Here is a 22,248-nt window from a genome sequence, read left to right as displayed (position 1 = left end):
AAAATTGGCTATAAACCTACTTAGCAATCTGTAGTTTAAATACTGTTTGTCCGGCTTTTACCAGATACACGCCATTTTGGAAAGTAGACGTATTGATCGTTGCAGAATTGTTTTTAGATTTTATTCTGTAAACTTCCCGCCCAACTAAGTCTACGATTTGAATTTCTGTATCTTTTCCAAGATGGTCTATGGTTACCATATCTTTTGCAGGATTAGGATAGAGAACCGTATTTACTTTTTTAATATCTGTTGTTGCCAAAGCATCATCTGTGATCTGGAGAAAGTCTTTCCATTGATAGGCAGCTTTATAAGCCGGAACAGAGCCTACGGGAACATAAAGTGTGCAATAGGTTTTATTAACTCCTAAAAATACGGGGTTGATGTTCGTTAAATCTACTGGGATAGGATTTTGAGCAACAATTGACGTTAAAGAATAACAATTATAAAAAGCATATTGTGCAATAGAAGTCACCGAATTTGGAATTGTAACCAATGCTAAAGACGAGCAAAAAGCAAAAGCGAATTCTTCAATAGAAGTCACAGAACTTGGAATTGCAACTGAAGTTAATGATGAACAGTTATAAAAAGCTCTATTTTTAACAGAAGTTACAGAATTTGGGATGATAATAGAACTTAAAGAGGTACATGAAGAAAATGCAGTTCCTTCAATGGACTTTATTGAGTTTGGAAGGATAACAGAGGTAAGAGATGAACAATTAGCAAAAGCAGAAACTCCGATAGATGCTACCGAATTGGGAATAATAATAGAAGTTAAGAATCTACACCCATAAAAAGTTTCGAAAGCAATAGAAGGTAAAGAATCAGGGAGTGTAATTGAGGAAAATTTGCAACCTTTAAAAACACCATTTCCAGTAAATTTCAAGGAATTGGAAAGTTTCAGATAGGCTAAGGATGAACAACTTCCAAAAGCAGAACTTCCAATAGTTGTTACAGAATCCGGAATGATAACAGACGTCAATGCTGAACAGCTATAAAAAGCGTAATCCCCAATAGAAGTAACAGAATCTGGAATGTTAACCGACTTTAAAGCATAACAACTGCTAAAAGTATTGGTACCAATGGATATTAAAGAACTTGGTAATACTACTGATGGTAAAGATGTACAAGCTCTAAAAGCACCATATCCAATAGATATCACTGATTCTGGAATCGTAACCGAAGTTAAGCTTGTACATAGATTAAAAGCCTCATATTCAATAGAGACTAACGAATTGGGTAGCGTAACTGTGAATAAAGATTTACATTCAGAAAAAGCATGACTGTCAATATTAGTTACACTATATGTCTTAGAATTATAATCCACAGTTGCCGGTATATTTATGTTTCCGGCATAAGCATTCGAAATCACTTCTACAGTGTAGTTGCCGGTAGTTTCTGCAGTTACCCTATATCTTATTCCGGCAACAGAAAATACATCGCCTACTGCTTTTGTTGTTTTAGAAGTTAAGCTTGGATTTGTAATAGAATTAGCTTGCAAGGACAAACCTGTCATTAAGCTTGCAAAAACAAAGAGAGCTTTTACGGTTTTTAAAAAGTAATTTTTTTTCATAATTGGTTGCTTGTTTTTATGATATCATTTAAAGATTAATACCATTTTATCTCCCCACAATAATTTCATTATTAGATTGTTACAAGTCAAAATTTTCTATGTTTAAAAAATTGGCTTGATCATTTTAATACTTGTAAAAATGGAAAATAAATAGGCTTTAATTCAAGTTTATACAAATATAGGTATTTATTATAGGATTTTCGCTGTGAAAATGATTACAAAGTGCAATATGTCAATAATTTACAAATGATTTCCCCAAGGTACAAATGTTATCTTTTTCTACCGCTGATCTGAGATTTCAAATAAAAAAAACGGAAACTTTCGAATCCGCTTTTTATTAATGACAAATTTTTAATTAAAGAATCATATCACGCTTAGAAAAGCCATTGTGTCTACATTATCAGCATAAGTGTCTAAAGAAGGATTCTGCGTCTCACCAAATCCAATAGAATCTAATCCCAACTCGGGTTTTGCAACGATGGTCTGGATTTCGGCCTTGTTATCTTCCACAAATTGTTTCGCGTCATCTAAGGTTTCATAACGTGAAAAATTAACTACAGATAATGGACTGAACAGCTTTTCGTCTTCTCTCAGCATCACAAAATTATTATCCCAGAAAAGATCTTGATTTAAGAGATAAACGGCACGGTTGTAATCGTAATTATTAGCGTATTTGTTATGATTGATAATGTCCTGATATTTGACGAAATTTTCAAATAAACCATCAACTTTCATATCTTTTGGAAGTAAAAGCTTAGTCACGTTTCTGCAGCCTAATCCAAAGTATCGGAAAATATCATCTGCAAGAAGCTGCAGTTCTTCTACAGTTTCATCACCTTTCAAAACAGCGATGGATGTTCTGTTTTTTCGGATAATGCTGAGGTGGTTTTTAAAGTAATATTCCAGATATCTCGCTGTATTATTACTTCCGGTTGCGATCACTGCATCAAAGTTTTCCAGTCTTTCTACGATTTCATATTTAATTGAGTTATCGGAAAACTCTTTCCATAATTCTAAAAGAAAAGGTAACATCAATTTGTCTTTGGAAGATAATTTGATAATCGGAATATGATTACTCAATACCACCGAGATAATATCGTGAAATCCAACAATCGGAATATTTCCTGCAAGTATGAGTCCCACCCTTTTTGGTTTGCTGGATAATTGGTATTTGGACAGCCAGTTTTCAATATTTTCTTTGATGAAAAGTCCTGCCCATTGTTTCAAATTATAAGTTTGATTTTCTAATGTAAACCAAGGGTTTTCAATCTCGGAACGCTTCATCAAATACCCCAATCGCTCTTCCTTTTCGTTATAAGAATCTTCATCTTTTTGAATGAAATCATTAATGAAATTTCCTAATTTTTCGAGTCCCAAAATTTTGTTTTCGTTCAGCATAGCTGGCTTTTTTTTTGTAATTTTGCACAAAATTAAAAATAAAATAGCAATGGCTATCAAGATAACTGATGAATGTATCAATTGTGGCGCCTGTGAACCGGAATGTCCGAACACCGCCATCTATGAAGGAGCAGTAGATTGGAAAGCATCCGAAGGAACCGATCTGAAAGGTATGGTGGTTTTGTCATCCGGACTTTCTGTAAATGCAGATGCGGCGCAGGAACCTGTTGCAGATGATTATTACTTTATTGTTACCGACAAATGTACCGAGTGTAAAGGCTTCCACGAAGAACCTCAGTGCGCTGCAGTTTGCCCTGTTGACTGCTGCGTCCCGGATGAAGATAATGTTGAAACCGAAGAACAACTTTTGGCTAAAAAAGCATTCCTTCACAACGAGTAACAACTGGCTGATGGCTTTTTGCTATTAGCTTAAAATCTAATTCTAAACTCTAACTTCTAATTTCTATCAAATAATGAAAAAACATAATTTCAGCGCAGGTCCAAGTATTTTACCACAGGAAGTTTTTCAGAAAGCTTCAGAAGCGATTCTTAATTTCAATGGTTCAGGATTGTCACTTTTGGAAATCTCTCACAGAAGTAAAGATTTCGTAGCAGTAATGGACGAAGCCCGTGCTATCGTAAAAAGACTGATGAATCTTGGCGATGATTATGAGGTGTTGTATCTGCAAGGTGGCGCGAGTCTTCAGTTTTTGATGGTTCCTTACAACCTTCTTACTATTGAAGGAAAAGCGGCTTACACGAACACTGGAACTTGGGCGGCAGGCGCAATCAAAGAAGCGAAGATGATTGGAAATGTAGATGTGGTGGCGACTTCCAAAGAAGCTAACTATTCTTACATCCCCAAAGAATATAAAGTAGGTTCAGAATACGATTATTTCCATTGCACATCCAACAACACGATCTTTGGAACGCAGATGAAAGAATTCCCGAAAGTAGATACGCTTTTGGTTTGCGATATGTCATCTGATATTTTCAGCAGAGAGCTGGATTTTTCTCAGTTTGATTTGATCTATGCTGGTGCTCAGAAAAATATGGGTCCGGCCGGCGCAACTTTGGTCGTTGTTAAAAAATCAATTCTTGGAAAAACAGGTAGAACAATCCCAACTTATCTGGATTATTCAGTTCATATCGATAAAGAATCAATGTCAAATACGCCTCCTGTTTTTGCAGTTTATGCTTCATATTTAACATTAAAACATCTGGAAGAAAACGGCGGAATTGCTGCGGCTGAAGCAAGAAACAACGCTAAAGCAAAATTACTTTATGACGAGATCGACAGCAACCCAAATTTCCAGGGTGTTGCAGCAAAAGAAGACCGTTCTTTTATGAATGTGACTTTCACTTTGACAGACGAATCCAAGCAAGGAGCTTTTGATGCAGCCTGGAAAGCAGCGGGAATCAGCGGACTGAATGGCCATAGAAGTGTTGGCGGCTACAGAGCAAGTATCTACAACGCAATGCCAATCGAAAGTGTGCAGGTTTTGGTTGATGTAATGAAAAGCATTTAAATTAAAATTAAGCTTTAGACAGTAGATTTAAAGCCAAAATATACAGAACGTCTTCAATTATTTGGGGACGTTTTTTTGTTAAATCAATGTTAATTTAATAAAATGTCGTATCTTAGCACACCTTGAAATCAAAGTTATACAATTCGGGGAAACTCAATGATAAAAGCATTTTTGAATTAAACATGATTGTATTAGCCAATGATGGGATCTCAGAATCAGGGATTCAACTTTTAGAAAACGCCGATATTACGGTTTTGGAAAGCCGTGTTTCGCCGGAACATCTCAGCAAGTTCATCAATGAAAACAATGTGGATGTTCTTCTTGTAAGAAGTGCAACACAGGTAAGACAAAACTTAATTGATGAATGTCCAAATCTTAAGATTATCGGGCGTGGCGGTATAGGAATGGACAACATTGATGTTGAATATGCCATAGACAAAGGAATCTATATTATCAATACACCAAAAGCTTCCTGCAAATCAGTTGCAGAGCTTGTTTTTGCACACTTCTTTTCGTTGGCAAGATTTCTTCACGAGAGCAATAGATTGATGCCGCTGGAAGGCGAAACCCATTTTAATGCGCTTAAAAAATCATTTCAGAATGCCTCAGAGCTTTCCGGAAAAACACTTGGTGTTATCGGGATGGGAAATATCGGAATAGAAGTGATTAAGATTGGTATTTCTTTGGGAATGAAAATCTTAGCTTACAACCGAACACCAAAAACAAAGACTTTAGAAATCAGTTTCTTCGATGGACAGTCTTTGAATTTTGAAATAAAATCAGTAACTTTAAATGAAGTTTTAGAGAATTCGGATTTTATCAGCCTTAATACAGCTAAAACGGACGAATATATCATCGATACCAATGAGTTTGCAATGATGAAAGACGGTGTTTTCATCGTGAATACAGCAAGAGGCGGCGTTATCAATGAAGTGTCTATGATCGACGCCATTGAGGATGGCAAATTAGCCGGTGCAGCGCTGGATGTTTTTGAAAAAGAACCAAGTCCGGAAGTGGAAATTCTTATGAATCCTGCGATGTCTCTTTCCCCTCACGTTGGCGGAAATACGATTGACGCTCAAAACAGAATTGGAGAAGAATTAGCAGCACAAATTATTAAATTGAAAGACCAACTATAAAATATGCCAGTATTTAAACCATTTAAAGGAATCAGACCTAATCATGATTTTGTAGATGTTTTCCCGACTTATTCTCTGGATAATTTCACTCAGGAAGAGATCAACAAAAAGTCACAACAGGACAATTCCTATATCCAGATGATAAAGCCTGCTGTGGTCAGCAAATCTAAAGATATAGATAGAAACCTCAGAAAAATAAGATCCAATTATGAGGAATTATTAGAGGAAAAAAAACTGACCCAGGATGATTCGGCTTACTATCTTTATGAGCAGACTTTACCCGATAAAAGTTCTTTCCGAGGACTTTTGGGCTTGGTGAGCGTTGATGATTTTTGGGATGGAAAAATCAAAAAACACGAATCTACCATTACAGAACGCCGAATGAAAATGGCGCATTACCTGGAGAAAGTTAATCTGCAGGCTGAACCGGTTCTACTGACTTACCATTCCAATTCCAAAGTAGAATTATTGATGACACACGAACAAAAAAATGTTCCCATCATCAATTATAAAGATGAAAAAGGTGTAAAACACAAGATCTGGAAAATCGATAACAGACTGAAACTACAACAGTTCAAAGAAGTTCTGGATCCGATTGATTCTTTTTACATTGCAGACGGGCATCACAGAATTGGGTCTGTTGCAGAATATGCCAAAAAACAAAGAGACAAATACAAAAGATCTCACGGAACAGAACATTATAATTTTGTTTACAGCTTCATCGTTTCCAACCAATCAATCAAAATTAATGACTACAACCGCCTTCTGAGTGACCTTAATGGTTTGTCTGATGAAGAAATTCTTGAAAAACTGAAAGAAGATTTCCAGATCCACGACAAAGGAACGGCGCCATATTTTCCTTCACAAAAATTCCATATCAGTATGTATCTGGGTGGCAGATTTTACAGTTTACATGTCAAACATAATATCCGTGAGGAACTTAAAAATGAAAACGATTTGGATCATCACCTGGTTGATAAATATATTTTCGAAAAGATATTCGGTATAGAAAATGCCAAACATACAGACAAGATTACTTATCTGAAGGGAACATCCGATACACAGGGGATTATTGAGATCAAGGACAAAGTAGATTCAGGTGAGTTTAAAGTAGGTTTCGGGATTTATCCAATCAGTTTTAATGACCTGTTAAAGATCTCTGATAAAGAAATCAAGATGCCTCCAAAATGTACTTTGATAGAGCCAAAACTTATCACGGCATTGATGATGTACGATATGAAATAAATTGATTCTCTAAAAAATCTATAAAGACGTTAATAAAATTGACGTCTTTTTGTATTTATATAACAATTAGTCTTAAAAAAGTAACTTAATCTGCAATATCTTAAAAAATAAATCAACAATAGTTAATTATTATTTTTTTATCTTTACTGAGCAAAACACATGATATATTAAATTAATAACCTACAATATGTATCCGAAAGAATATATCAATTGTGATCAAGAACCCATTCATATTTGCGGCGAAGTTCAGGAATATGGCTTTTTAATTGGAACCAAGGATTCTAAAATTACTTTCTATAGTGAGAATATTTTAGAACTTTTTTCTCAAGATTCCAGTACAATTATTGGAAAAGATATCAAAGTTTTATTTGATGAACTTGAGCTTGATGTAAACTGGCTTAATTTTTCTGAAAATCAGGAACTTGCAATTCAGCATATCCATTTCAAAGACGAAGAATATACGCTAGCTATCCATTCAAACAACGGCTTTACATTTTACGAAATTGAAAAAGTAATTCCGACTCATAAAATTAATAAAGAATATCAGGCAATCCAGAACATACTAAAATTATCCGATAAAGATAATATCTGGAAAATCTTATTAAAGGAAGTTCAGAATATCATTGATTTTGATCGGGCCATGATCTATCAGTTCCTTTATGATGGTAGTGGCGAAGTGATTGAAGAATCTGTAAAAGCAGGCTTGGAAAGCTACCTGCATCTCCATTATCCGGAATCCGATATTCCTGCTCAGGCAAGAGAACTTTATCTGAAAAATCCAGTTAGAATTACTTCTCATGTTTCCGGGAAGACCTACCCTATCTTTGGCGTTCAGAAAGAAAAAATAGATCTTACATATAGTGTTACAAGGTCATCATCTCCTGTCCACCGGCAATATCTCAAAAATGCGGGTGTAGAATCCAGTTTCAGTACTTCCATCATTATAAATGGTGTTTTGTGGGGAATGGTTGCGTGCCAAAATGCAGAACCAAAACACCTGGATCTGCAGTCGAGACTTTTGGTAGAAACACTTACGAGAACGGCGGCAAACGCCTACGGATCTTACAAATCTTTGCAGACTCTGGAAGATTACCAAAGGAGTAATCTTAGTAATATTTCGCTTCGTCAGAATCTTTTGAGTGAAGAGAATTTTGAAAAAGCTTTGGAAAATAATATCGAAGATATTATGAAAACCTGTAATGCAGAAGGAATGATTATTAAAATTAATAATGAACTTCTGACTTTTGGGAACGTTCCAAATCATTCTGATATCGAAAAGATCATCCAATGGAGCAAGGACAATAATCAGGATTTTGAAGAAAATATTTTTATTTCCAATACATTCTGTAAGACCAGCGGTTTAGAATTGGATAATTCTGAAATAAGCTGCGGAATCATCATCAGCGTTTTGGGAAGCAACACTTCTGATATGCTGATCTGGATGAGAAAAGAACAAGGTCAAAAAATAGAATGGGCAGGAAAACCTGAAAAGGAAACTGTTTCTGAAATAAAAGACGGTGTTGAGATTATTAAATTTTCGCCCAGAAAATCCTTCGAAGTGTGGAAAGAATATGTAAAAGATACAGCACTCCCGTGGAAAATAAGGGAGATAGAATCTGCCAAATGGATAACATCTGTCATCTTAAAAGCTTCTCATACCCAGTCTTCACAGATTTTGGATCTTAATAACCAGCTGAAGGAACTGAATGAAGAGTTGGATTCCTTTTCTTATACAATTTCTCACGATCTTAATACACCGCTTACAGTCATCAAACTGAATGCTCAGCTGATGAAAAGAATGTCTCAGCCAAATGAGAATTCTCAAAAATTTCTTGATACAATTATTACCCAGGTAGATTCTATGAGTGATATGATCAAGAATGTACTGGAACTCAGTAAAATAAAAAAATCCGAAATAGAACTCAGGAAAATTGAGGTCGATTCTCTGATTAATAAATTAGCAGAGGACTCGAAAATAAGTTTTGACTCGCCTAATACGGAAATTATTATCGAAAACACACCGGAAGTTTTGGGAGATCCAACAATGGTTTATCAGGTTTTTGGGAATGTGATTGGGAATGCGATCAAATATTCTTCGAAATCTTCAAAACCAACGGTAAAAATAATAGGAGAAGTCTATGAAGATGGAATCACCTACAAAATATCCGATAACGGAATTGGCATTGATAAACAGGATGCCGGAAAAATGTTCAAAATCTTCAGCAGAATGAGCAATGCAAAAGCCTTCAACGGAAATGGTGTCGGGCTAAGCATCGTCCAGCATCTGATGGAGAAAATGGGCGGCGAGATCAGCTATGAAAGCGAAACCGGTATCGGAACCACATTTATTTTAAAATTTCAAAAACCTGATTATGATTTCAGTATTTCTTAAAGAACAAACAAAACAACAACACGACGACACAGAAGCAAAACTACAATCACAGAAAATTTTTGATAAATCCTATACTTTAGATGATTACAAAACACTTTTGATTCACAATTATAAATTAATCAACCGTTACGAGCCTCAGATTCAGGAGCAATTAAAAAACTATCCGGAACTGAAATTGGATTTGAGAAGCAAGATCAATGCACTTAAAACTGATCTGAACAATCTGAATATAAAAACTGAAACCGAAATTTCTACACAAAATCTGGAAAACGAAGCCGAAGCTTTTGGTGCATTGTACGTCATGGAAGGCTCTACTTTGGGTGGGAATGTAATAGCAAAGCAACTTAAAAGAAATCCGCAATTCGAGAATATAGAGTTCAATTACTTTGGGATGTATGGTGAGAATACCGGTTCGTTTTGGCAGGAGTTCAAATCCATCATTGATGAGACGATTACCAAAGAACATTATGATAACTGCGTAACAGGCGCAAAGAAAGCCTATCAATTGTTATCATAACATTAAAATCATAAAATATAAAGGGAGTGAAATTAATTTTTCACTCCCTTTTTTATGCTTTGAAACCTTTAATTCTATTCCTGAAGCTAAAAATTTACCTATATTAGAGTTCAGACAATTTCTATTAGATACCCACAAACTTTTATTAGAGAATGACAAACCTCTATTAGATCTCGGCGAACCTCTATCAGAGAGTGACCAATCTATATTGGAGATAGATGAACCTGTATTAGAGGAAGACTAACCTCTATTGAAGAGTGACAAACTTCTATTAGAGATTTTGATTTTTTTCTTATCTTGGTTTTTTATTAAAAACACAAATATATGTTAAGAAGAAAACGCGGCGATCTTACGCCCAGACAGAGCAGTATTGTTCTGAATCTAAAACCGATAATGACAGCAAGACAAGTCATCTTCCCCCACGCTTTTCTCAGAAAGATTTGTATCAGTAGTAATTCTGTGAATAAAATGCTGAATGGAGAGGCTGTTCAGGTTAATTTTCGGCAGCTGACAGCGATGTGCCTCGCGCTGAACTGTACGCCTAATGATCTTTTTTCCCTGCTCGACATGCAGCAGCACTTATCGGAAAATCATCAGCTTCATAAACTCCAGGATATTAATTCTCCAATTATAGGACTACAGGATTTCTATAAGGACAAAAGTCTGGAGGATATCCGGAAAATGAATGAACATTGATTATAACAAAAAAAGGAGTGAAAAATTAATTTCACTCCTTTCTTTATGATTAAATCTCAAAGATTATTTCTCGATTTTAACTAACTCTACATCGAAAACCAACCAGGAATTTGGCGGGATCACACCTCCTGCTCCTCTTTCTCCGTAACCTAAAGCCGGTGGAATCAGTAATGTTGCTGTCTCTCCTTCTTTCAATAAAAGAATTCCTTCGTCCCAGCCTTTGATCACCTGGCCAACTCCAATTGGAATATCAATCGGTGCATTTCTTTTGAAAGAGTTATCAAACTCTTCCCCGTTGATCAATTTTCCTGCGTAATGAACAGAAACTGTTTGTCCGGCTGTTGGTGCTGCACCAGTTGTCGTTTTAGTAATTTTATAGTAAAGACCAGAAGCTGTTGACTGCATCCCGGCTTTCATTTCGTTGACTAACTTTTCCTGATTCGCAGCAAATTCAGCTAGTTTTTTAGCTTTTTCTGCTTCAGCTTTTGCTAAAAATGCTTTGTTTTTTTCTTCGATTTTAGCTTTACCTTCGGAGAAGATTTTTGCAGCATCGTAATGTTTGTATTGATCGCCTTTTCCGAAAACTGCTACTTTCGTCAAAACAATATCCGTTTTTGGCTTGTCCTGTGGTCCTTTTTCTACGTTTGCAATTGCATCAATAGTTTCTTCACCTTTTACCACTTTTCCGAAAATTGTGTGTTTTCCATCCAACCAAGGCGTTGCAATCTCTGTAATGAAGAACTGAGAACCGTTGGTATTAGGTCCGGAATTCGCCATAGACAAGATTCCTTTTCCTGTGTGCTGAAGGTCGTTTTTCTCGTCAGCAAATTTGTATCCGGGATCTCCCATTCCGGTTCCCTGAGGATCACCACCCTGGATCATAAAATCTTTGATCACTCTGTGAAAGATAGTTCCATCATAAAAAGGTTCCCCTTTTTTCTTTGCTTTATTTTCGATTTTACCTTCTGCAAGACCTACAAAATTGGCAACAGTTACCGGAGATTTTTCATCTTCGAATTTTACCAGGATTTCACCTTTACTTGTTACAAAATTTCCATAAAGTCCGTCTGGCAGACTTTTATAAACTTCTTTGTCTATTTCCAATGTTTTACAATTTAATAATGTTAATAATGTTATAGAAAGTGCTATAATTTTTTTCATTGTTTATAATAATCGTTTGTTATAATACTTTTACCTTGATAATGAGAGGCATGTCATTGGTTATTTTTTTATTGTCACCATAAGTTCCGTATGCTAAAACAGAAGGCACCAGAATCTCTGCTTCTTCTCCCTTTTTCAAATATCTGATCACATCTTCCACAGCATCCATTTCTATAAAATGTCCAAATTCTACATTGGTGTTGACAATTGGATTTTGATATAATTTGGTTCTGTCAAAGTCGTAGATGTCATATTTATAGGACACTTTTTCTCCGTTATTTTTGCGGGGAAGACTTTCAAGATTTTCAATGTTTACCCAATAGTTCATTCCCATTGGATAATATTTTATATTCTGAGATTTGATCCAGTCTTCTATCTGAGATCTTTCAAGATTATTCAGATCTTTTGATCTGTTTTTGGAAACTTCCATTTCGCTTTCGGACATAAACTGTTCACCAGTATTTTGTACAGGATTCTGCTTAGCACAAGCAGCTAAAAAGACCAGAGATGATATAAAAAATGTTTTTTTCATATTTTGAAATGTCTTCTGAGTATCAAATATGGTTATCTTCAAAAAACTTTTGCAAAATTAAGAATTTTCACAGACTTATTTGGTATTAAAACAAAAACCGGAAATAATATTTCCGGTTTCAGCTTTTCAATTTACTTTTTATTTAATTCTATATACTGTATACGTTTTCTTCAACCAAAACTCTCCATCCAAAAGGATCTTCGGCTTTATTGGTCTGGATATTTACAAGATCATTTTTTAACTGTTCTGCAAAGCTTTCTCCAGGCGCAAGTTTTGGTAATTCCAAATGTTCTCCCTGATAGCCTAATGCTTCAAAAATACTTGTTACGACCGCAGTTCCAACGCCCCAAACTTCTTTCAAAGTTCCATTTTTTTGCGCTTCTACCACATCAGTAACTTTTACATTTCCAATAACAACATCAATTCCTCTTTTATCTGCAAGTTGAAGGAAACTGTCTCTTGTAACGCCATCCAGAATTTTGTCAGACGTTTTAGGTGTATAGATGGTATCGTTAATTCTTACAAAAACATTCATCGTTCCGCTTTCCTCAAAATACTCATGGGAACAGTCATCTGTCCAGATCACCTGATCATAACCTTCTTCTATTGCCAATTGTGTCGGGTAAAACGATGCAGCGTAGTTTCCTGCAGCTTTTGCAGCACCTACACCTCCGCTTGCAGCTCTGGAATAGTGATCAGCAATTTTTACAGAAACCGGCGCTGTGTAATAATTTTTTGCCGGCGTTGCAACAATGGCAAACATATATTTTTCTGATATTCTTGCTTTTAATGCCTCTTCTGTAGCAAATAACAATGGTCTTAGATAAAGTGACATTCCTTCGCCCTGCGGGATCCAATCTCTGTCAATATCCACCAATGCTTTCAGTCCATTCATAAACATTTCTTCTGAAATTTCCGGGATTGCCAATCTTTTAGCAGATTTATTAATTCTCTGAAAGTTTTTTTCCGGGCGGAAAAGAAAAACCTGACCGTCATCATCCTTATAAGCTTTCATTCCCTCAAAACAAGCTTGCCCATAGTTCACCCCCATCATTGCTGGGGTAAAACCTATTGGTCCGTAAGGAATCAAATGAAGATCCCCCCATTTTCCGTTCTCATATTCACAAATAATCATATGATCTATAAAAGTGTTCCCAAATGAGAAATTTTGTGGATCAAATGTAGAAATTCTTGGGTTGGTAGATTTTTGAATTATCATTTTTTAAATTTTAATTGAGGTATTACAAATATATAATAAATATTTAATAATAAAAATTTAGTTTAAATTTGTAAAAAAATACTTTGAAAAGAGAATTAATATCTACAAAAGATGGTAGTAAAACTTTATTAATCAATGATTTAGAAGAAACTTACCATTCCAAACATGGGGCATTGCAGGAAGCAATTCATGTGTTTATCAATAATGGACTGAATTTAATAAATAATTACGAAATTAATATTTTAGAACTCGGTTTTGGGACAGGTCTTAACGTTTTGGTAACAATTGATGAATATTTGAGAAATGATAAAAATCATAAGATCAATTATTTTGGGGTAGAAAAATATCCGATTTTTTTGCATGAAGCATCAGAACTTGCTTATTCTGAATTATTTTTGAATGAGTTTTTAAAAGATTTGGCTCTGAAAATCCACGAGTTAGAATGGGAAACCCCGAATAAACTGACGACTGATTTTTCCCTGACAAAACTCAAGAAAGATTTCTTTGAGATCAAAAATACAGACCTTCCTCCTATCGATCTTGTTTATTTTGATTGTTTCGGGGCCAGAGTGCAGCCTGACCTCTGGGAAATGGAATTATTCGAAATCGTTGCTTCTAAAATGAAAACCGGTGGCTTGCTGACAACTTATTCATCAAAAGGAAGCGTAAGAAGAAATCTGATAGAACTAGGTTTTGAAGTCGAGAAAAAACAAGGACCTCCGGGAAAAAGAGAAATGATAAATGCGTGGAAAAAATAATTTTGCATAAATTAGACATTCCAAATTACAATTATGATAGATAAGATCAACATCCGCGTGTATGCGCTTTGTATAAAAGATAATAAGATCCTTGCACTGCACGAAGAATATGCCGGCGATTTCCTGATCAAATTACCCGGTGGCGGATTGGAGTTCGGAGAAAGCACGATTGATTGTTTAAAGCGGGAGTTCCAGGAAGAGTTGAATCTTGATATTAATGTGACAGAACATTTTTACACACAAGACGATTTTTTGGTTTCCAGATTCCGGGATAATGAGCAATTGATAACCATTTATTATCTCGCAGAAATCCTGAATGAAGAAGATCTTTTGATCCTCGATCCCTGTATAGAGAAAACAGAATGGTTCTCTCTGGAAGGCGAAAATCCTTTTCCGCTGCCAATTGACAAACGTGTTTTTGATATGGCAAAAGAAAAATTCCTGAAATAATTTTCAGGAATTTAATTTTTTTATTTATTGTACTTTTACAAAATTGACATCTCCGTTATATTTATTATCAATAATCAATATCATTGCATGCTGCGATGTATATGACTGATTTTCTCCAATAATTTTCCGGTATTTAATTTCAAGAATATTAGCATTTTTTCTAATGGAAACTGGTTTGAGCTCAACTTTCTGAGTAGATGGGTCTTCTACCTGGGCCACTGCAAATTCTTTTGAAAAATCTATTGGTGTTGGCTTTCCGCTCTCTCCCATTGTTGTCGCCATCCCGAAAACTTTATCAAAATCCTGCTGAGTTTCAAATTTTGGATTGTCCAAAGCAGCATTAACATTATTCTTTACAAAATAATTTTTTGCTTCTTCATAAGGAACTTCCTGGTTTAGAACTTTGTCTCCAGGTTTTACAGCATTACAAGATGATAATATTAAAATTGAAATTACGATAAATGCCGGTTTCATAATATTACAATTTAGTTCAAATTTTTTATAGATTCCAGAGTAGATCTTCATATTTCTTCAGGATGATATCCTTTGAAAATCGAGATTTTATGGAAGCTTTGATATCTTCCTTGTTGTTGTTTCTATGTAAAGCGTGTTTGATCTTTTCGGCAAAATCATCATAATTTTCAATGTTTGATATTTCCCCGTTGATTTGATCGATAATGATTTCATCTATTCCGCCGGGGCAATTATTCGCCAATGCATAAACGCCGCAGGTTCCGGCTTCCAAGAGTACATTCGGGAAACCTTCGTATCTGGAAGAAAGAATGAAAAGATCTGCAAATTTCAGATATTGATAAGGATTGCTTTTTTTACCGTGAAAAATTACGTGATCCAGTCCCAGCATTTCTTTCATCTGCAAAAGTACTTCCTTATCCTTCCCGTCACCAAGAATGTGAAGCAGAATATTCTGATTCTTCAGTCGGGAAAACACTTTCAAAAGATTATCAAAACCTTTTCTGGCTGAGAGATTTCCAATGGCAATGACGTGTTTGTATTGTGGAGAAAATTCTTCCGGCTTTTCGGAGAGTTTCAGTTTTTCTTCGATGAAATCTACATCCACAGGGTTATTAATCTTGACCAGTTTTTGTTTCCTGATTCCTAAGTTGTTAATCAAATCGGTCTGCATATCATTGCTTTGCGCAATAATGCGATCATAATTATTATAAAATTTATAAAAAAACCTGATTTCTTTTCTAGTAACGTGCTGGGAAACAACATTGGTCTCTCTTGCTATGAATTTTGTATTCGGGAAAAGCTTAATAAATAATGATAAATACGCATTGACTTCCCCAAAACCGGAAAAGACTATATCCGGTTTCCGGCGTTTTATTTCCAGAAGAATTGGTTTAAGAGAATGTCTGATCCGAGGTGTCTGGATGTCAATAATCTCAACATCAGGTTTTAAAAAATCGAGATAAGCACCTTCTTTTCTCAATAAAAGAATCGAGGGTGAAAATCTGTCTCTTGGGAGATGGTTTGCAATCGTTGTGATGATGCGTTCTGCACCACCGGTTTCCAGATCTGGCAATATGAAAATAATTGATTTTTTCATTCTAAAAATAATTCCGGAAATTTTTCTGTATGATTATTCAAAATATGAGTAACGAGAAAACGGTGATCCTTTCTATCAAAAAAAATGTACCAGGTTGTATTTTCGTTGGCCTTGTATTTTATATAAAATTCTCCAAATTTTTGGAAGCTTTTGGGTGAATGTTTAGAAATTGGTTTGTCAATATTTTCATCGACAAAATCATAAATTTTATCTGTGTATTGATATGCACTTTCTAAAAAACTAAAATAGTTTAATTTATACAATACAAGCGTTAATTCATCAATATAATCTATAAAATTTTGAGAATAAATAATTTCTATTTTCCCCACCATTCTTTGATTCTTCTCTTTGTCTCTTCTCTGGATTGTTCAGAAGTCAAACCTTTTTCCCATCGTTTTTCAAAATCATCTTTCACAGCATATTCCGCTTTTGATTCGTTTATAGATGCAGGAAGATTCAAATTATTTTTTATTTCCAATAATTTTGAAACCATATTTTCATCCTGCAAATCGGAGATCCAAAGCAGAAGTTCATTTTTTTTATGAACAAGGTCAGAATTCATTTCCTTTGATTTTAAAATTAATTTGCAATATCACTTATGAATTTGATTCTCAGGATTCTTACTTCTTCATCAGTAAGATCATCGCCATATTCTGAAAGGAGCGTTTTCATACTATCACTTTCAGAATTTTTCATAAAATCCATAAACTCTTCAACAATATCTTCGTCAAAATTTTCATTAACGTAATAGTCTATATTCAGTTTTGTGCCTTGATAGATGATACTTTCCATTTCAGAAAGCAATTCTGTCATCGTCAGGTTTTTAGCTTTTGCAATATCTTCCAGATCAATTTTTTTATCCGTATTCTGGATGATGAATACTTTGTGGCTGGATTTGTTCGCTACTTGTTTTATAACAGTGTCCTGCGTTCTTTCGATCTCGTTTTCTTCAACATATTTTTTGATAAATTCTGCAAAGTCTTTACCGTATTTTTTCGCTTTTCCTTCGCCAACGCCATAGATTTTCGCTACTTCTTCTACTGAAACAGGATACTGAACCGTCATATCTTCCAGGCTGGGATCCATAAAAACTGTGTAAGGCGGGATGCCGTATTTTTTGGCAACCGTTTTTCTAAGATCTTTTAACTGCCCGAATAATAATTGGTCAAGACCGCCTCCGGCCTGAATCTGGACCTGCTCATTGTCAGCTTTTGTTTTGGATTGTGCAAGGTCATATTCTCTGTCTTCAGCGATTTGGAAAGTATTTTTTGATTTTCCGCTGATGACTTCCTGACCTTTTTCGGAAACCTTTAACACACCATAAGTTTCGATGTCTTTTTTAAGATAATCCTGAACGGTTGCTTGTCTTATAATCGATTTCCAATAGTTGTCACTTTCAGATTTTCCGAAACCGAAATATTCTGTCTGTTCCAGTTTATAAGATTTGGTAACAGCAGATTCTTTACCCCTAATCAAGGAAATAAGATCTTTAGTCTTGAATTTTTCACCCAAAACTTTTATCATTTCCAAGACCTTTTTCAGGTCTTTTGTAGCATCTTTTAATGTTGGTGGATTTTGGGAATTATCGCACATTAATGCGCCTTCTCCTTTTACAGGGTCAAATATCTCCCCAAAATAGTAAAGAAGATATTGTCTTCTGCTCATCGACGTTTCTGCATAACCAACGACTTCATTCAAAAGTTGAAGTCCGATTTCTCTCTCGGAAACTGGTTTTTGAGCAAGAAATTTTTCAAGTTTTTCGATATCTTTTGGATCGTAAAAAGCTAAACAATAACCTTCGCCTCCATCTCTTCCGGCACGACCGGTTTCCTGATAATAACTTTCCAGAGATTTTGGGATATCGTAATGGATTACAAATCTTACATCGGGTTTATCAATTCCCATTCCGAAAGCAATGGTTGCAACGATTACATCCGCTTCTTCCATCAGAAATTTATCTTGATGCAGAACTCTTGTTTTCTGATCCAATCCAGCGTGATAAGGCAATGCATTGATCCCATTAACCTGTAAAAGCTGGGAAAATTCTTCCACTTTTCTACGACTGAGGCAATAGACAATTCCGGATTTTCCTTTATGCTGATTGATGAATCTTACAATTTCCTTATCGACATTTACTTTCGGACGGATCTCGTAAAACAAATTTGCTCTGTTGAAACTTTCTTTGAAAACCAAGGCGTTGTTCATTCCAAGAGTTTTCTGGATGTCATCCTGTACTTTTGGTGTTGCCGTTGCAGTAAGTGCAATTACCGGAACATTTGCGATTTTATCAATAATACCCTTTAGATTTCGATATTCTGGGCGAAAATCGTGTCCCCATTCTGAGATACAGTGCGCTTCATCTATTGCTACGAAAGAAATTTTGACATCTTTCAGAAAATCGACATATTCTTCCTTTATAAGAGATTCCGGAGCAACGTATAGTAATTTGGTTTTACCGGCAGTGATATCGTCCATCACCTGTTTTGTCTGTGTTTTATTAAGAGAGGAATTGAGAACATGAGCTACCCCTTCATCAGAAGATAATCCGTTTACAGCGTCCACCTGATTTTTCATCAAGGCAATCAATGGAGAAACTACAATCGCTGTGCCTTCGGAAATAAGTGCAGGCAGCTGATAACAAAGTGATTTTCCTCCACCAGTAGGCATTAGAACAAAAATATCTTTACCATCCAGAAGTTCTGTTATGATCTGTTCTTGCTGGCCTTTAAATTTAGAAAATCCAAAATATTTTTTCAGTTCGGCAGATAAGTTGATGTCTTTTGTGTCCATCCTTTGATATTGTTTGCTAAATTTGCATATTATTAAAGGTTATACAAATTATCGATAATTTTTAGTTTTTTTAGATAAAAAAATGAAGCTTAAACTTCATTTCATGATTTCCAATTATTGAAGTGAAGATACAAAATTAATATTATTAAAAAAAATAATAAAACATTTTAAATTTTGGATCCAAAAGAAATTCTGTTTACTGCGCATCAGGCGCTTGATATTGAAATAAGCGAACTTACAGGCCTGCGAAACCGGCTGAATGATAGTTTTATAAAATCGGTTTTGACCATCAACGAAGTCAAGGGAAAACTAATCGTAGTCGGCATTGGTAAATCTGCACACGTTGCGAATAAGATTGTTGCAACGCTCAATTCTACGGGAACACCTTCCCAATTTCTACATGCAGCAGAGGCTATTCACGGCGATCTTGGAGTAATCCAGAAACAAGATGTTGTTTTATGTATTTCCTATTCCGGAAACTCGCCGGAGATTGTTAATCTTTTGCCTTTTCTTAAGGAATACTCTTCCGCTCTCATTGCAATGACAGGAAATGTGGAAAGTAAACTGGCAAAAGCAGCCGACATTGTTTTGAATACTCATGTGGATAAAGAAGCTTGTCCAAATAAGCTAGCTCCAACCAGCTCTACTACTGTTCAAATGGCTTTGGGTGATGCTTTGGCAATTTGTCTGATGGAGTTGAAAGACTTTAAAGAAATAGATTTTGCAAAATTTCATCCGGGCGGGAGTCTTGGAAAAAATCTCACTGCAAAAGTGGAACAATTTGTTTCTAATAATAAACCGGAAGTTACTCTGGAAACATCAATAAGAGATGTCATCATCTCTGTCAGCGGGTCCAAACACGGGATTACTGTTGTGGTGGAAAACGGAAAAATAGTCGGTGTGATCACAGATGGCGACATCCGAAGAATGCTTCTGAATCAGGATGACATTTCGAAAGTCAAGGCGTCTGACATCATTAGCAAAAATCCTAAAACTATCGATAAAAACAAGCTTGCAAAAGAAGCTATGCAGATTTTGAAAGAATATAACATCGGACAGTTGGTGGTTACAGACGAAGAACAGTATTATGGCATCATTGATATTCATAAATTGCTGGACGAAGGAATTAATTAAAAAACAAGAGAAAAGAATAAAGATAAAAGATTAATTTTGGAATCGTTTATCAATAATCATTTATCATTTATAAATAATGAGTGAAGAAAAAGAAATGTCCTTTCTTGGGCATATTGGCGAGTTAAGATCTCATTTGGTAAGATCTATTTTAGCGATTATTATTCTGGCAATTATTGTTGGTTTTAATATCAATTGGGTGATGGATCATATATTTTTTGGTCCCACAAGGAGTGATTTTTTGACTTTCCGGATTGTGAATCATTTTTCCAGAGAACTGACAGGAGCAGACAGCTTTATATTGCCGGCGAAATTCAGTGTTCAGCAGAAACAGTTATTTCAGCAGTTCAACGTGATGATGGCTGTTTCCATTTTTTCAGGTGTTGTTTTGGCTTTTCCTTATATTGTATGGGAAATCTGGAGGTTCATCAGTCCAGCTCTTATGCCGGCTGAAAAGAAAAACTCTATTTTCTACATCAATTCTGTATGGATTCTTTTTATGCTTGGCGTATTGACAGGTTATTTTTTGATTCTGCCTTTTGCTATTAATTTCGGATTGTTGTTCAAAGTTTCTGATAATATCGTTCAATTATTCGATTTATCAGATTACACTACTCTATTTTTACAGGTAACAATGGGAATGGGCGTTGTTTTTCTTTTCCCGATAGCCGTTTATATTTTGACATCCATTGGAATATTGACCCCGAAATTCTTACGAACTTACAGACGTCACGCTATTGTTTTGATTATGGTAGTTGCAGCAATTATTACTCCTGCAGACGTTCTAAGTATGATGGCGGCAGCGCTTCCGTTGGTTTTGCTGTATGAGATAAGCGTCATTATGTCTAATGTGATCTACAAAAAAATGCAGAAGCAAAACCTAAATAAAGATCTTACAAAACCGTAATTTCCGAATACTTTATAAAATTAAAAATCAGCAATATTAGTATTGCTGATTTTTTTATTAATAAAAAACTTCAAGGTTTATCCTTTCACGATTTCCTTTCTAATTCTACTAAGAGAGGTATCTGTGATTCCCAAATAGGAAGCGATATTCTTAAGAGGCGCAAACTTCAGCACATCAGGTTTTGATTGAATTAAATCTATATAACGTTCTGTTGCAGATCTGGTTATCATTTCCACAGAACGTTGTTTCAGGTAAAATAGTTGATAAGACATCCAGGCTCTTCCCCATTCTGTAAGTGCAGAAATGTTCAGAAATAATTCCTGAAAATCTTCATAATCTATTTTCCAAACCACACAGTCTGTCTCTGCCTGAATATTTTCCATAGAAGGAATCCTTTGAAAAATAGAAGATGCTTCTATAACAATATCGGCTTGTGTAAAGAAATTGATACTGATGTCATTATTATCAATGTCATAAACGAAAGAACGGACAACGCCGCTTTCTAATACAAAATAAGAATTTGACACTTCATTTTCTCTAAGGAAAAAATCACCTTTTTTAAAGCTCAATTTTTCGTGCTTATCAAAAATTAATTTCAAATCTTCTTCTGAAAAAGCCGGATGCTGATAAATATCTTTTAAAACCTCCATAAATAAAAAAAACGGAAAATCTAAAATAATAGATTTTCCGTTATAGTTTGTAATTTATTTTTGAAATTATTTCAAAGCGTTAACAGCTTCAGCATAATTCGGTTCCTGCCCTATTTCCGGAACTTGCTCTGTGTAGATTACTTTTCCTGTTTCGTCCAAAGCCACTACAGCTCTGCTCAACAATCCTCTCAATGGAGAATCACTAAGTGTCACACCATAATCTTCACCAAAATTACCTCTGAAATCTGAAAGGACTTCTACATTATCAAGACCTTCTGCAGCACAAAATCTGTTTAAAGCGAAAGGTAAATCTCTGGAAACATTGATGACGACTGTGTTTTCCAAAGAACTCGCTTCTTTATTGAATTCTCTTGCAGACGCTGCACAAACACCAGTGTCGATGCTTGGGAAGATATTTAGTAAGACTTTTTTTCCTGTATAATCGGCCAAATGCTTTTCGGAAAGATCTGCACCAACCAATGTAAATTCCTGAGCAACAGTTCCAACTTCCGGCAAAGAGCCAACAGTATTAATAGGATTTCCTTTGAATGTAATTTGTGACATTGTTCTATTTTTATTTGAACTCAAAATTAG

General features: G+C 35.2%; 23 protein-coding genes. 11 read left to right on the top strand and 12 right to left on the bottom strand.

From position 1 onward, the window contains the following. Positions 1-16: 16 nt before the first annotated feature. On the bottom strand, positions 17-1,570 hold the full coding sequence (locus ACFJGY_RS10290; protein ID WP_379963560.1) for a leucine-rich repeat protein: 1,554 nt from the start codon (positions 1,568-1,570) through the stop codon (positions 17-19). 363 nt (positions 1,571-1,933) lie between these two features. Next, on the bottom strand, positions 1,934-2,968 hold the full coding sequence (locus tag ACFJGY_RS10285) for an acyl-CoA reductase (RefSeq protein WP_379963558.1): 1,035 nt from the start codon (positions 2,966-2,968) through the stop codon (positions 1,934-1,936). Positions 2,969-3,017: 49 nt separating this feature from the next. Between ACFJGY_RS10285 and ACFJGY_RS10280 the strand changes: the two genes are divergently transcribed. From ACFJGY_RS10280 to ACFJGY_RS10250, 7 genes are all read left to right on the top strand, one after another. Beyond that, positions 3,018-3,368: a 4Fe-4S binding protein gene (locus ACFJGY_RS10280; RefSeq protein WP_232706578.1), complete on the top strand. Its 351-nt coding sequence runs from the start codon at positions 3,018-3,020 to the stop codon at positions 3,366-3,368. 73 nt (positions 3,369-3,441) lie between these two features. Beyond that, positions 3,442-4,497 carry a 3-phosphoserine/phosphohydroxythreonine transaminase gene (gene serC, locus ACFJGY_RS10275; RefSeq protein WP_379963556.1) on the top strand — a complete coding sequence of 352 codons (1,056 nt, stop codon included), beginning with the start codon at positions 3,442-3,444 and terminating at the stop codon, positions 4,495-4,497. A 182-nt stretch (positions 4,498-4,679) separates the two neighbouring features. Further along, the gene (locus ACFJGY_RS10270; protein ID WP_379963554.1) at positions 4,680-5,636 is read left to right on the top strand and encodes a D-2-hydroxyacid dehydrogenase; all 957 of its coding nucleotides are present in this window, start codon (positions 4,680-4,682) and stop codon (positions 5,634-5,636) included. A gap of 3 nt (positions 5,637-5,639) precedes the next feature. Continuing rightward, positions 5,640-6,881, top strand: a complete 1,242-nt coding sequence (locus ACFJGY_RS10265) for a DUF1015 domain-containing protein (RefSeq protein ID WP_379963552.1) — start codon at positions 5,640-5,642, stop codon at positions 6,879-6,881. A gap of 187 nt (positions 6,882-7,068) precedes the next feature. Next, positions 7,069-9,273, top strand: coding sequence for an ATP-binding protein (locus tag ACFJGY_RS10260; RefSeq protein ID WP_379963550.1), 2,205 nt, complete (start codon positions 7,069-7,071; stop codon positions 9,271-9,273). Continuing rightward, positions 9,254-9,790: a biliverdin-producing heme oxygenase gene (locus tag ACFJGY_RS10255; RefSeq protein WP_379963548.1), complete on the top strand. Its 537-nt coding sequence runs from the start codon at positions 9,254-9,256 to the stop codon at positions 9,788-9,790. Before ACFJGY_RS10260 ends, ACFJGY_RS10255 begins: the two co-directional genes overlap by 20 nt. A gap of 324 nt (positions 9,791-10,114) precedes the next feature. Next, positions 10,115-10,486 (top strand): helix-turn-helix domain-containing protein, encoded by a 372-nt coding sequence (locus ACFJGY_RS10250; protein ID WP_379963546.1) that lies wholly within the window; start codon positions 10,115-10,117, stop codon positions 10,484-10,486. Between the two features lie 63 nt (positions 10,487-10,549). Here the strand turns inward: ACFJGY_RS10250 and ACFJGY_RS10245 are convergent, their stop codons facing one another. The 3 genes from ACFJGY_RS10245 to ACFJGY_RS10235 form a co-directional block, all read right to left on the bottom strand. After that, on the bottom strand, positions 10,550-11,647 hold the full coding sequence (locus ACFJGY_RS10245) for a peptidylprolyl isomerase (protein ID WP_379963544.1): 1,098 nt from the start codon (positions 11,645-11,647) through the stop codon (positions 10,550-10,552). Positions 11,648-11,666: 19 nt separating this feature from the next. After that, the gene (locus ACFJGY_RS10240) at positions 11,667-12,179 is read right to left on the bottom strand and encodes an FKBP-type peptidyl-prolyl cis-trans isomerase (RefSeq protein ID WP_379963542.1); all 513 of its coding nucleotides are present in this window, start codon (positions 12,177-12,179) and stop codon (positions 11,667-11,669) included. A 148-nt stretch (positions 12,180-12,327) separates the two neighbouring features. Then, on the bottom strand, positions 12,328-13,398 hold the full coding sequence (locus tag ACFJGY_RS10235; protein ID WP_379963540.1) for a branched-chain amino acid aminotransferase: 1,071 nt from the start codon (positions 13,396-13,398) through the stop codon (positions 12,328-12,330). A gap of 83 nt (positions 13,399-13,481) precedes the next feature. On the opposite strand from ACFJGY_RS10235, the gene mnmD reads away from it, so the two are divergent. Then, entirely contained in the window at positions 13,482-14,156 is a 675-nt protein-coding gene (mnmD, locus tag ACFJGY_RS10230) for a tRNA (5-methylaminomethyl-2-thiouridine)(34)-methyltransferase MnmD (RefSeq protein WP_379963538.1), read from the top strand. A gap of 33 nt (positions 14,157-14,189) precedes the next feature. Further along, positions 14,190-14,606 carry an NUDIX domain-containing protein gene (locus tag ACFJGY_RS10225; protein ID WP_379963536.1) on the top strand — a complete coding sequence of 139 codons (417 nt, stop codon included), beginning with the start codon at positions 14,190-14,192 and terminating at the stop codon, positions 14,604-14,606. 24 nt (positions 14,607-14,630) lie between these two features. On the opposite strand, the gene ACFJGY_RS10220 is transcribed toward ACFJGY_RS10225, so the two are convergent. The 5 genes from ACFJGY_RS10220 to recQ are packed head-to-tail and all read right to left on the bottom strand — an operon-like array spanning position 14,631 to position 18,966. Next, positions 14,631-15,080, bottom strand: coding sequence for a hypothetical protein (locus tag ACFJGY_RS10220; RefSeq protein WP_379963534.1), 450 nt, complete (start codon positions 15,078-15,080; stop codon positions 14,631-14,633). Positions 15,081-15,105: 25 nt separating this feature from the next. Further along, positions 15,106-16,176 carry a glycosyltransferase gene (locus ACFJGY_RS10215; RefSeq protein ID WP_379963532.1) on the bottom strand — a complete coding sequence of 357 codons (1,071 nt, stop codon included), beginning with the start codon at positions 16,174-16,176 and terminating at the stop codon, positions 15,106-15,108. Beyond that, positions 16,173-16,508, bottom strand: coding sequence for a hypothetical protein (locus ACFJGY_RS10210; protein ID WP_379963530.1), 336 nt, complete (start codon positions 16,506-16,508; stop codon positions 16,173-16,175). Before ACFJGY_RS10210 ends, ACFJGY_RS10215 begins: the two co-directional genes overlap by 4 nt. Next, positions 16,493-16,738, bottom strand: coding sequence for a hypothetical protein (locus ACFJGY_RS10205; RefSeq protein ID WP_379963528.1), 246 nt, complete (start codon positions 16,736-16,738; stop codon positions 16,493-16,495). The genes ACFJGY_RS10210 and ACFJGY_RS10205 overlap by 16 nt, the downstream gene beginning before the upstream one ends. A gap of 17 nt (positions 16,739-16,755) precedes the next feature. After that, a complete protein-coding gene (gene recQ, locus ACFJGY_RS10200) occupies positions 16,756-18,966 on the bottom strand; it encodes a DNA helicase RecQ (protein WP_379963526.1) in 2,211 nt (736 codons plus the stop codon). Positions 18,967-19,140: 174 nt separating this feature from the next. On the opposite strand from recQ, the gene ACFJGY_RS10195 reads away from it, so the two are divergent. After that, the gene (locus ACFJGY_RS10195; protein ID WP_379963524.1) at positions 19,141-20,100 is read left to right on the top strand and encodes an SIS domain-containing protein; all 960 of its coding nucleotides are present in this window, start codon (positions 19,141-19,143) and stop codon (positions 20,098-20,100) included. A 76-nt stretch (positions 20,101-20,176) separates the two neighbouring features. Continuing rightward, positions 20,177-21,004 carry a twin-arginine translocase subunit TatC gene (gene tatC / locus ACFJGY_RS10190; protein ID WP_379963522.1) on the top strand — a complete coding sequence of 276 codons (828 nt, stop codon included), beginning with the start codon at positions 20,177-20,179 and terminating at the stop codon, positions 21,002-21,004. A 77-nt stretch (positions 21,005-21,081) separates the two neighbouring features. Here tatC and ACFJGY_RS10185 read toward each other — a convergent pair whose 3' ends face one another. Together ACFJGY_RS10185 and tpx are read right to left on the bottom strand one after the other, a co-directional pair. Further along, positions 21,082-21,654 carry a Crp/Fnr family transcriptional regulator gene (locus ACFJGY_RS10185; RefSeq protein ID WP_379963520.1) on the bottom strand — a complete coding sequence of 191 codons (573 nt, stop codon included), beginning with the start codon at positions 21,652-21,654 and terminating at the stop codon, positions 21,082-21,084. A 66-nt stretch (positions 21,655-21,720) separates the two neighbouring features. Further along, positions 21,721-22,218 (bottom strand): thiol peroxidase, encoded by a 498-nt coding sequence (gene tpx, locus ACFJGY_RS10180; RefSeq protein WP_379963518.1) that lies wholly within the window; start codon positions 22,216-22,218, stop codon positions 21,721-21,723. Positions 22,219-22,248 lie beyond the last annotated feature (30 nt).

The organism is Epilithonimonas sp. UC225_85 (genome assembly GCF_042695135.1).
Classification (GTDB): Bacteria; Bacteroidota; Bacteroidia; order Flavobacteriales; family Weeksellaceae; genus Epilithonimonas.
This window is presented reverse-complemented; position numbering and strand designations above follow the sequence as displayed.

What these genes read in the sequence shown, in the direction of transcription:
- ACFJGY_RS10225 (WP_379963536.1), top strand. Translation starts at nt 14,190, where the DNA reads ATGATAGATAAGATCAACATCCGCGTGTATGCGCTTTGTATAAAAGAT.
- tatC (WP_379963522.1), top strand. Translation starts at nt 20,177, where the DNA reads ATGAGTGAAGAAAAAGAAATGTCCTTTCTTGGGCATATTGGCGAGTTA.
- ACFJGY_RS10250 (WP_379963546.1), top strand. Translation starts at nt 10,115, where the DNA reads ATGTTAAGAAGAAAACGCGGCGATCTTACGCCCAGACAGAGCAGTATT.
- recQ (WP_379963526.1), bottom strand. Translation starts at nt 18,966, where the DNA reads ATGGACACAAAAGACATCAACTTATCTGCCGAACTGAAAAAATATTTT.
- ACFJGY_RS10240 (WP_379963542.1), bottom strand. Translation starts at nt 12,179, where the DNA reads ATGAAAAAAACATTTTTTATATCATCTCTGGTCTTTTTAGCTGCTTGT.
- ACFJGY_RS10290 (WP_379963560.1), bottom strand. Translation starts at nt 1,570, where the DNA reads ATGAAAAAAAATTACTTTTTAAAAACCGTAAAAGCTCTCTTTGTTTTT.
- ACFJGY_RS10265 (WP_379963552.1), top strand. Translation starts at nt 5,640, where the DNA reads ATGCCAGTATTTAAACCATTTAAAGGAATCAGACCTAATCATGATTTT.
- ACFJGY_RS10255 (WP_379963548.1), top strand. Translation starts at nt 9,254, where the DNA reads ATGATTTCAGTATTTCTTAAAGAACAAACAAAACAACAACACGACGAC.
- ACFJGY_RS10185 (WP_379963520.1), bottom strand. Translation starts at nt 21,654, where the DNA reads ATGGAGGTTTTAAAAGATATTTATCAGCATCCGGCTTTTTCAGAAGAA.
- serC (WP_379963556.1), top strand. Translation starts at nt 3,442, where the DNA reads ATGAAAAAACATAATTTCAGCGCAGGTCCAAGTATTTTACCACAGGAA.
- ACFJGY_RS10260 (WP_379963550.1), top strand. Translation starts at nt 7,069, where the DNA reads ATGTATCCGAAAGAATATATCAATTGTGATCAAGAACCCATTCATATT.
- ACFJGY_RS10210 (WP_379963530.1), bottom strand. Translation starts at nt 16,508, where the DNA reads ATGGTGGGGAAAATAGAAATTATTTATTCTCAAAATTTTATAGATTAT.
- ACFJGY_RS10285 (WP_379963558.1), bottom strand. Translation starts at nt 2,968, where the DNA reads ATGCTGAACGAAAACAAAATTTTGGGACTCGAAAAATTAGGAAATTTC.
- ACFJGY_RS10220 (WP_379963534.1), bottom strand. Translation starts at nt 15,080, where the DNA reads ATGAAACCGGCATTTATCGTAATTTCAATTTTAATATTATCATCTTGT.
- ACFJGY_RS10235 (WP_379963540.1), bottom strand. Translation starts at nt 13,398, where the DNA reads ATGATAATTCAAAAATCTACCAACCCAAGAATTTCTACATTTGATCCA.
- ACFJGY_RS10280 (WP_232706578.1), top strand. Translation starts at nt 3,018, where the DNA reads ATGGCTATCAAGATAACTGATGAATGTATCAATTGTGGCGCCTGTGAA.
- ACFJGY_RS10270 (WP_379963554.1), top strand. Translation starts at nt 4,680, where the DNA reads ATGATTGTATTAGCCAATGATGGGATCTCAGAATCAGGGATTCAACTT.
- ACFJGY_RS10215 (WP_379963532.1), bottom strand. Translation starts at nt 16,176, where the DNA reads ATGAAAAAATCAATTATTTTCATATTGCCAGATCTGGAAACCGGTGGT.
- tpx (WP_379963518.1), bottom strand. Translation starts at nt 22,218, where the DNA reads ATGTCACAAATTACATTCAAAGGAAATCCTATTAATACTGTTGGCTCT.
- ACFJGY_RS10205 (WP_379963528.1), bottom strand. Translation starts at nt 16,738, where the DNA reads ATGAATTCTGACCTTGTTCATAAAAAAAATGAACTTCTGCTTTGGATC.
- ACFJGY_RS10245 (WP_379963544.1), bottom strand. Translation starts at nt 11,647, where the DNA reads ATGAAAAAAATTATAGCACTTTCTATAACATTATTAACATTATTAAAT.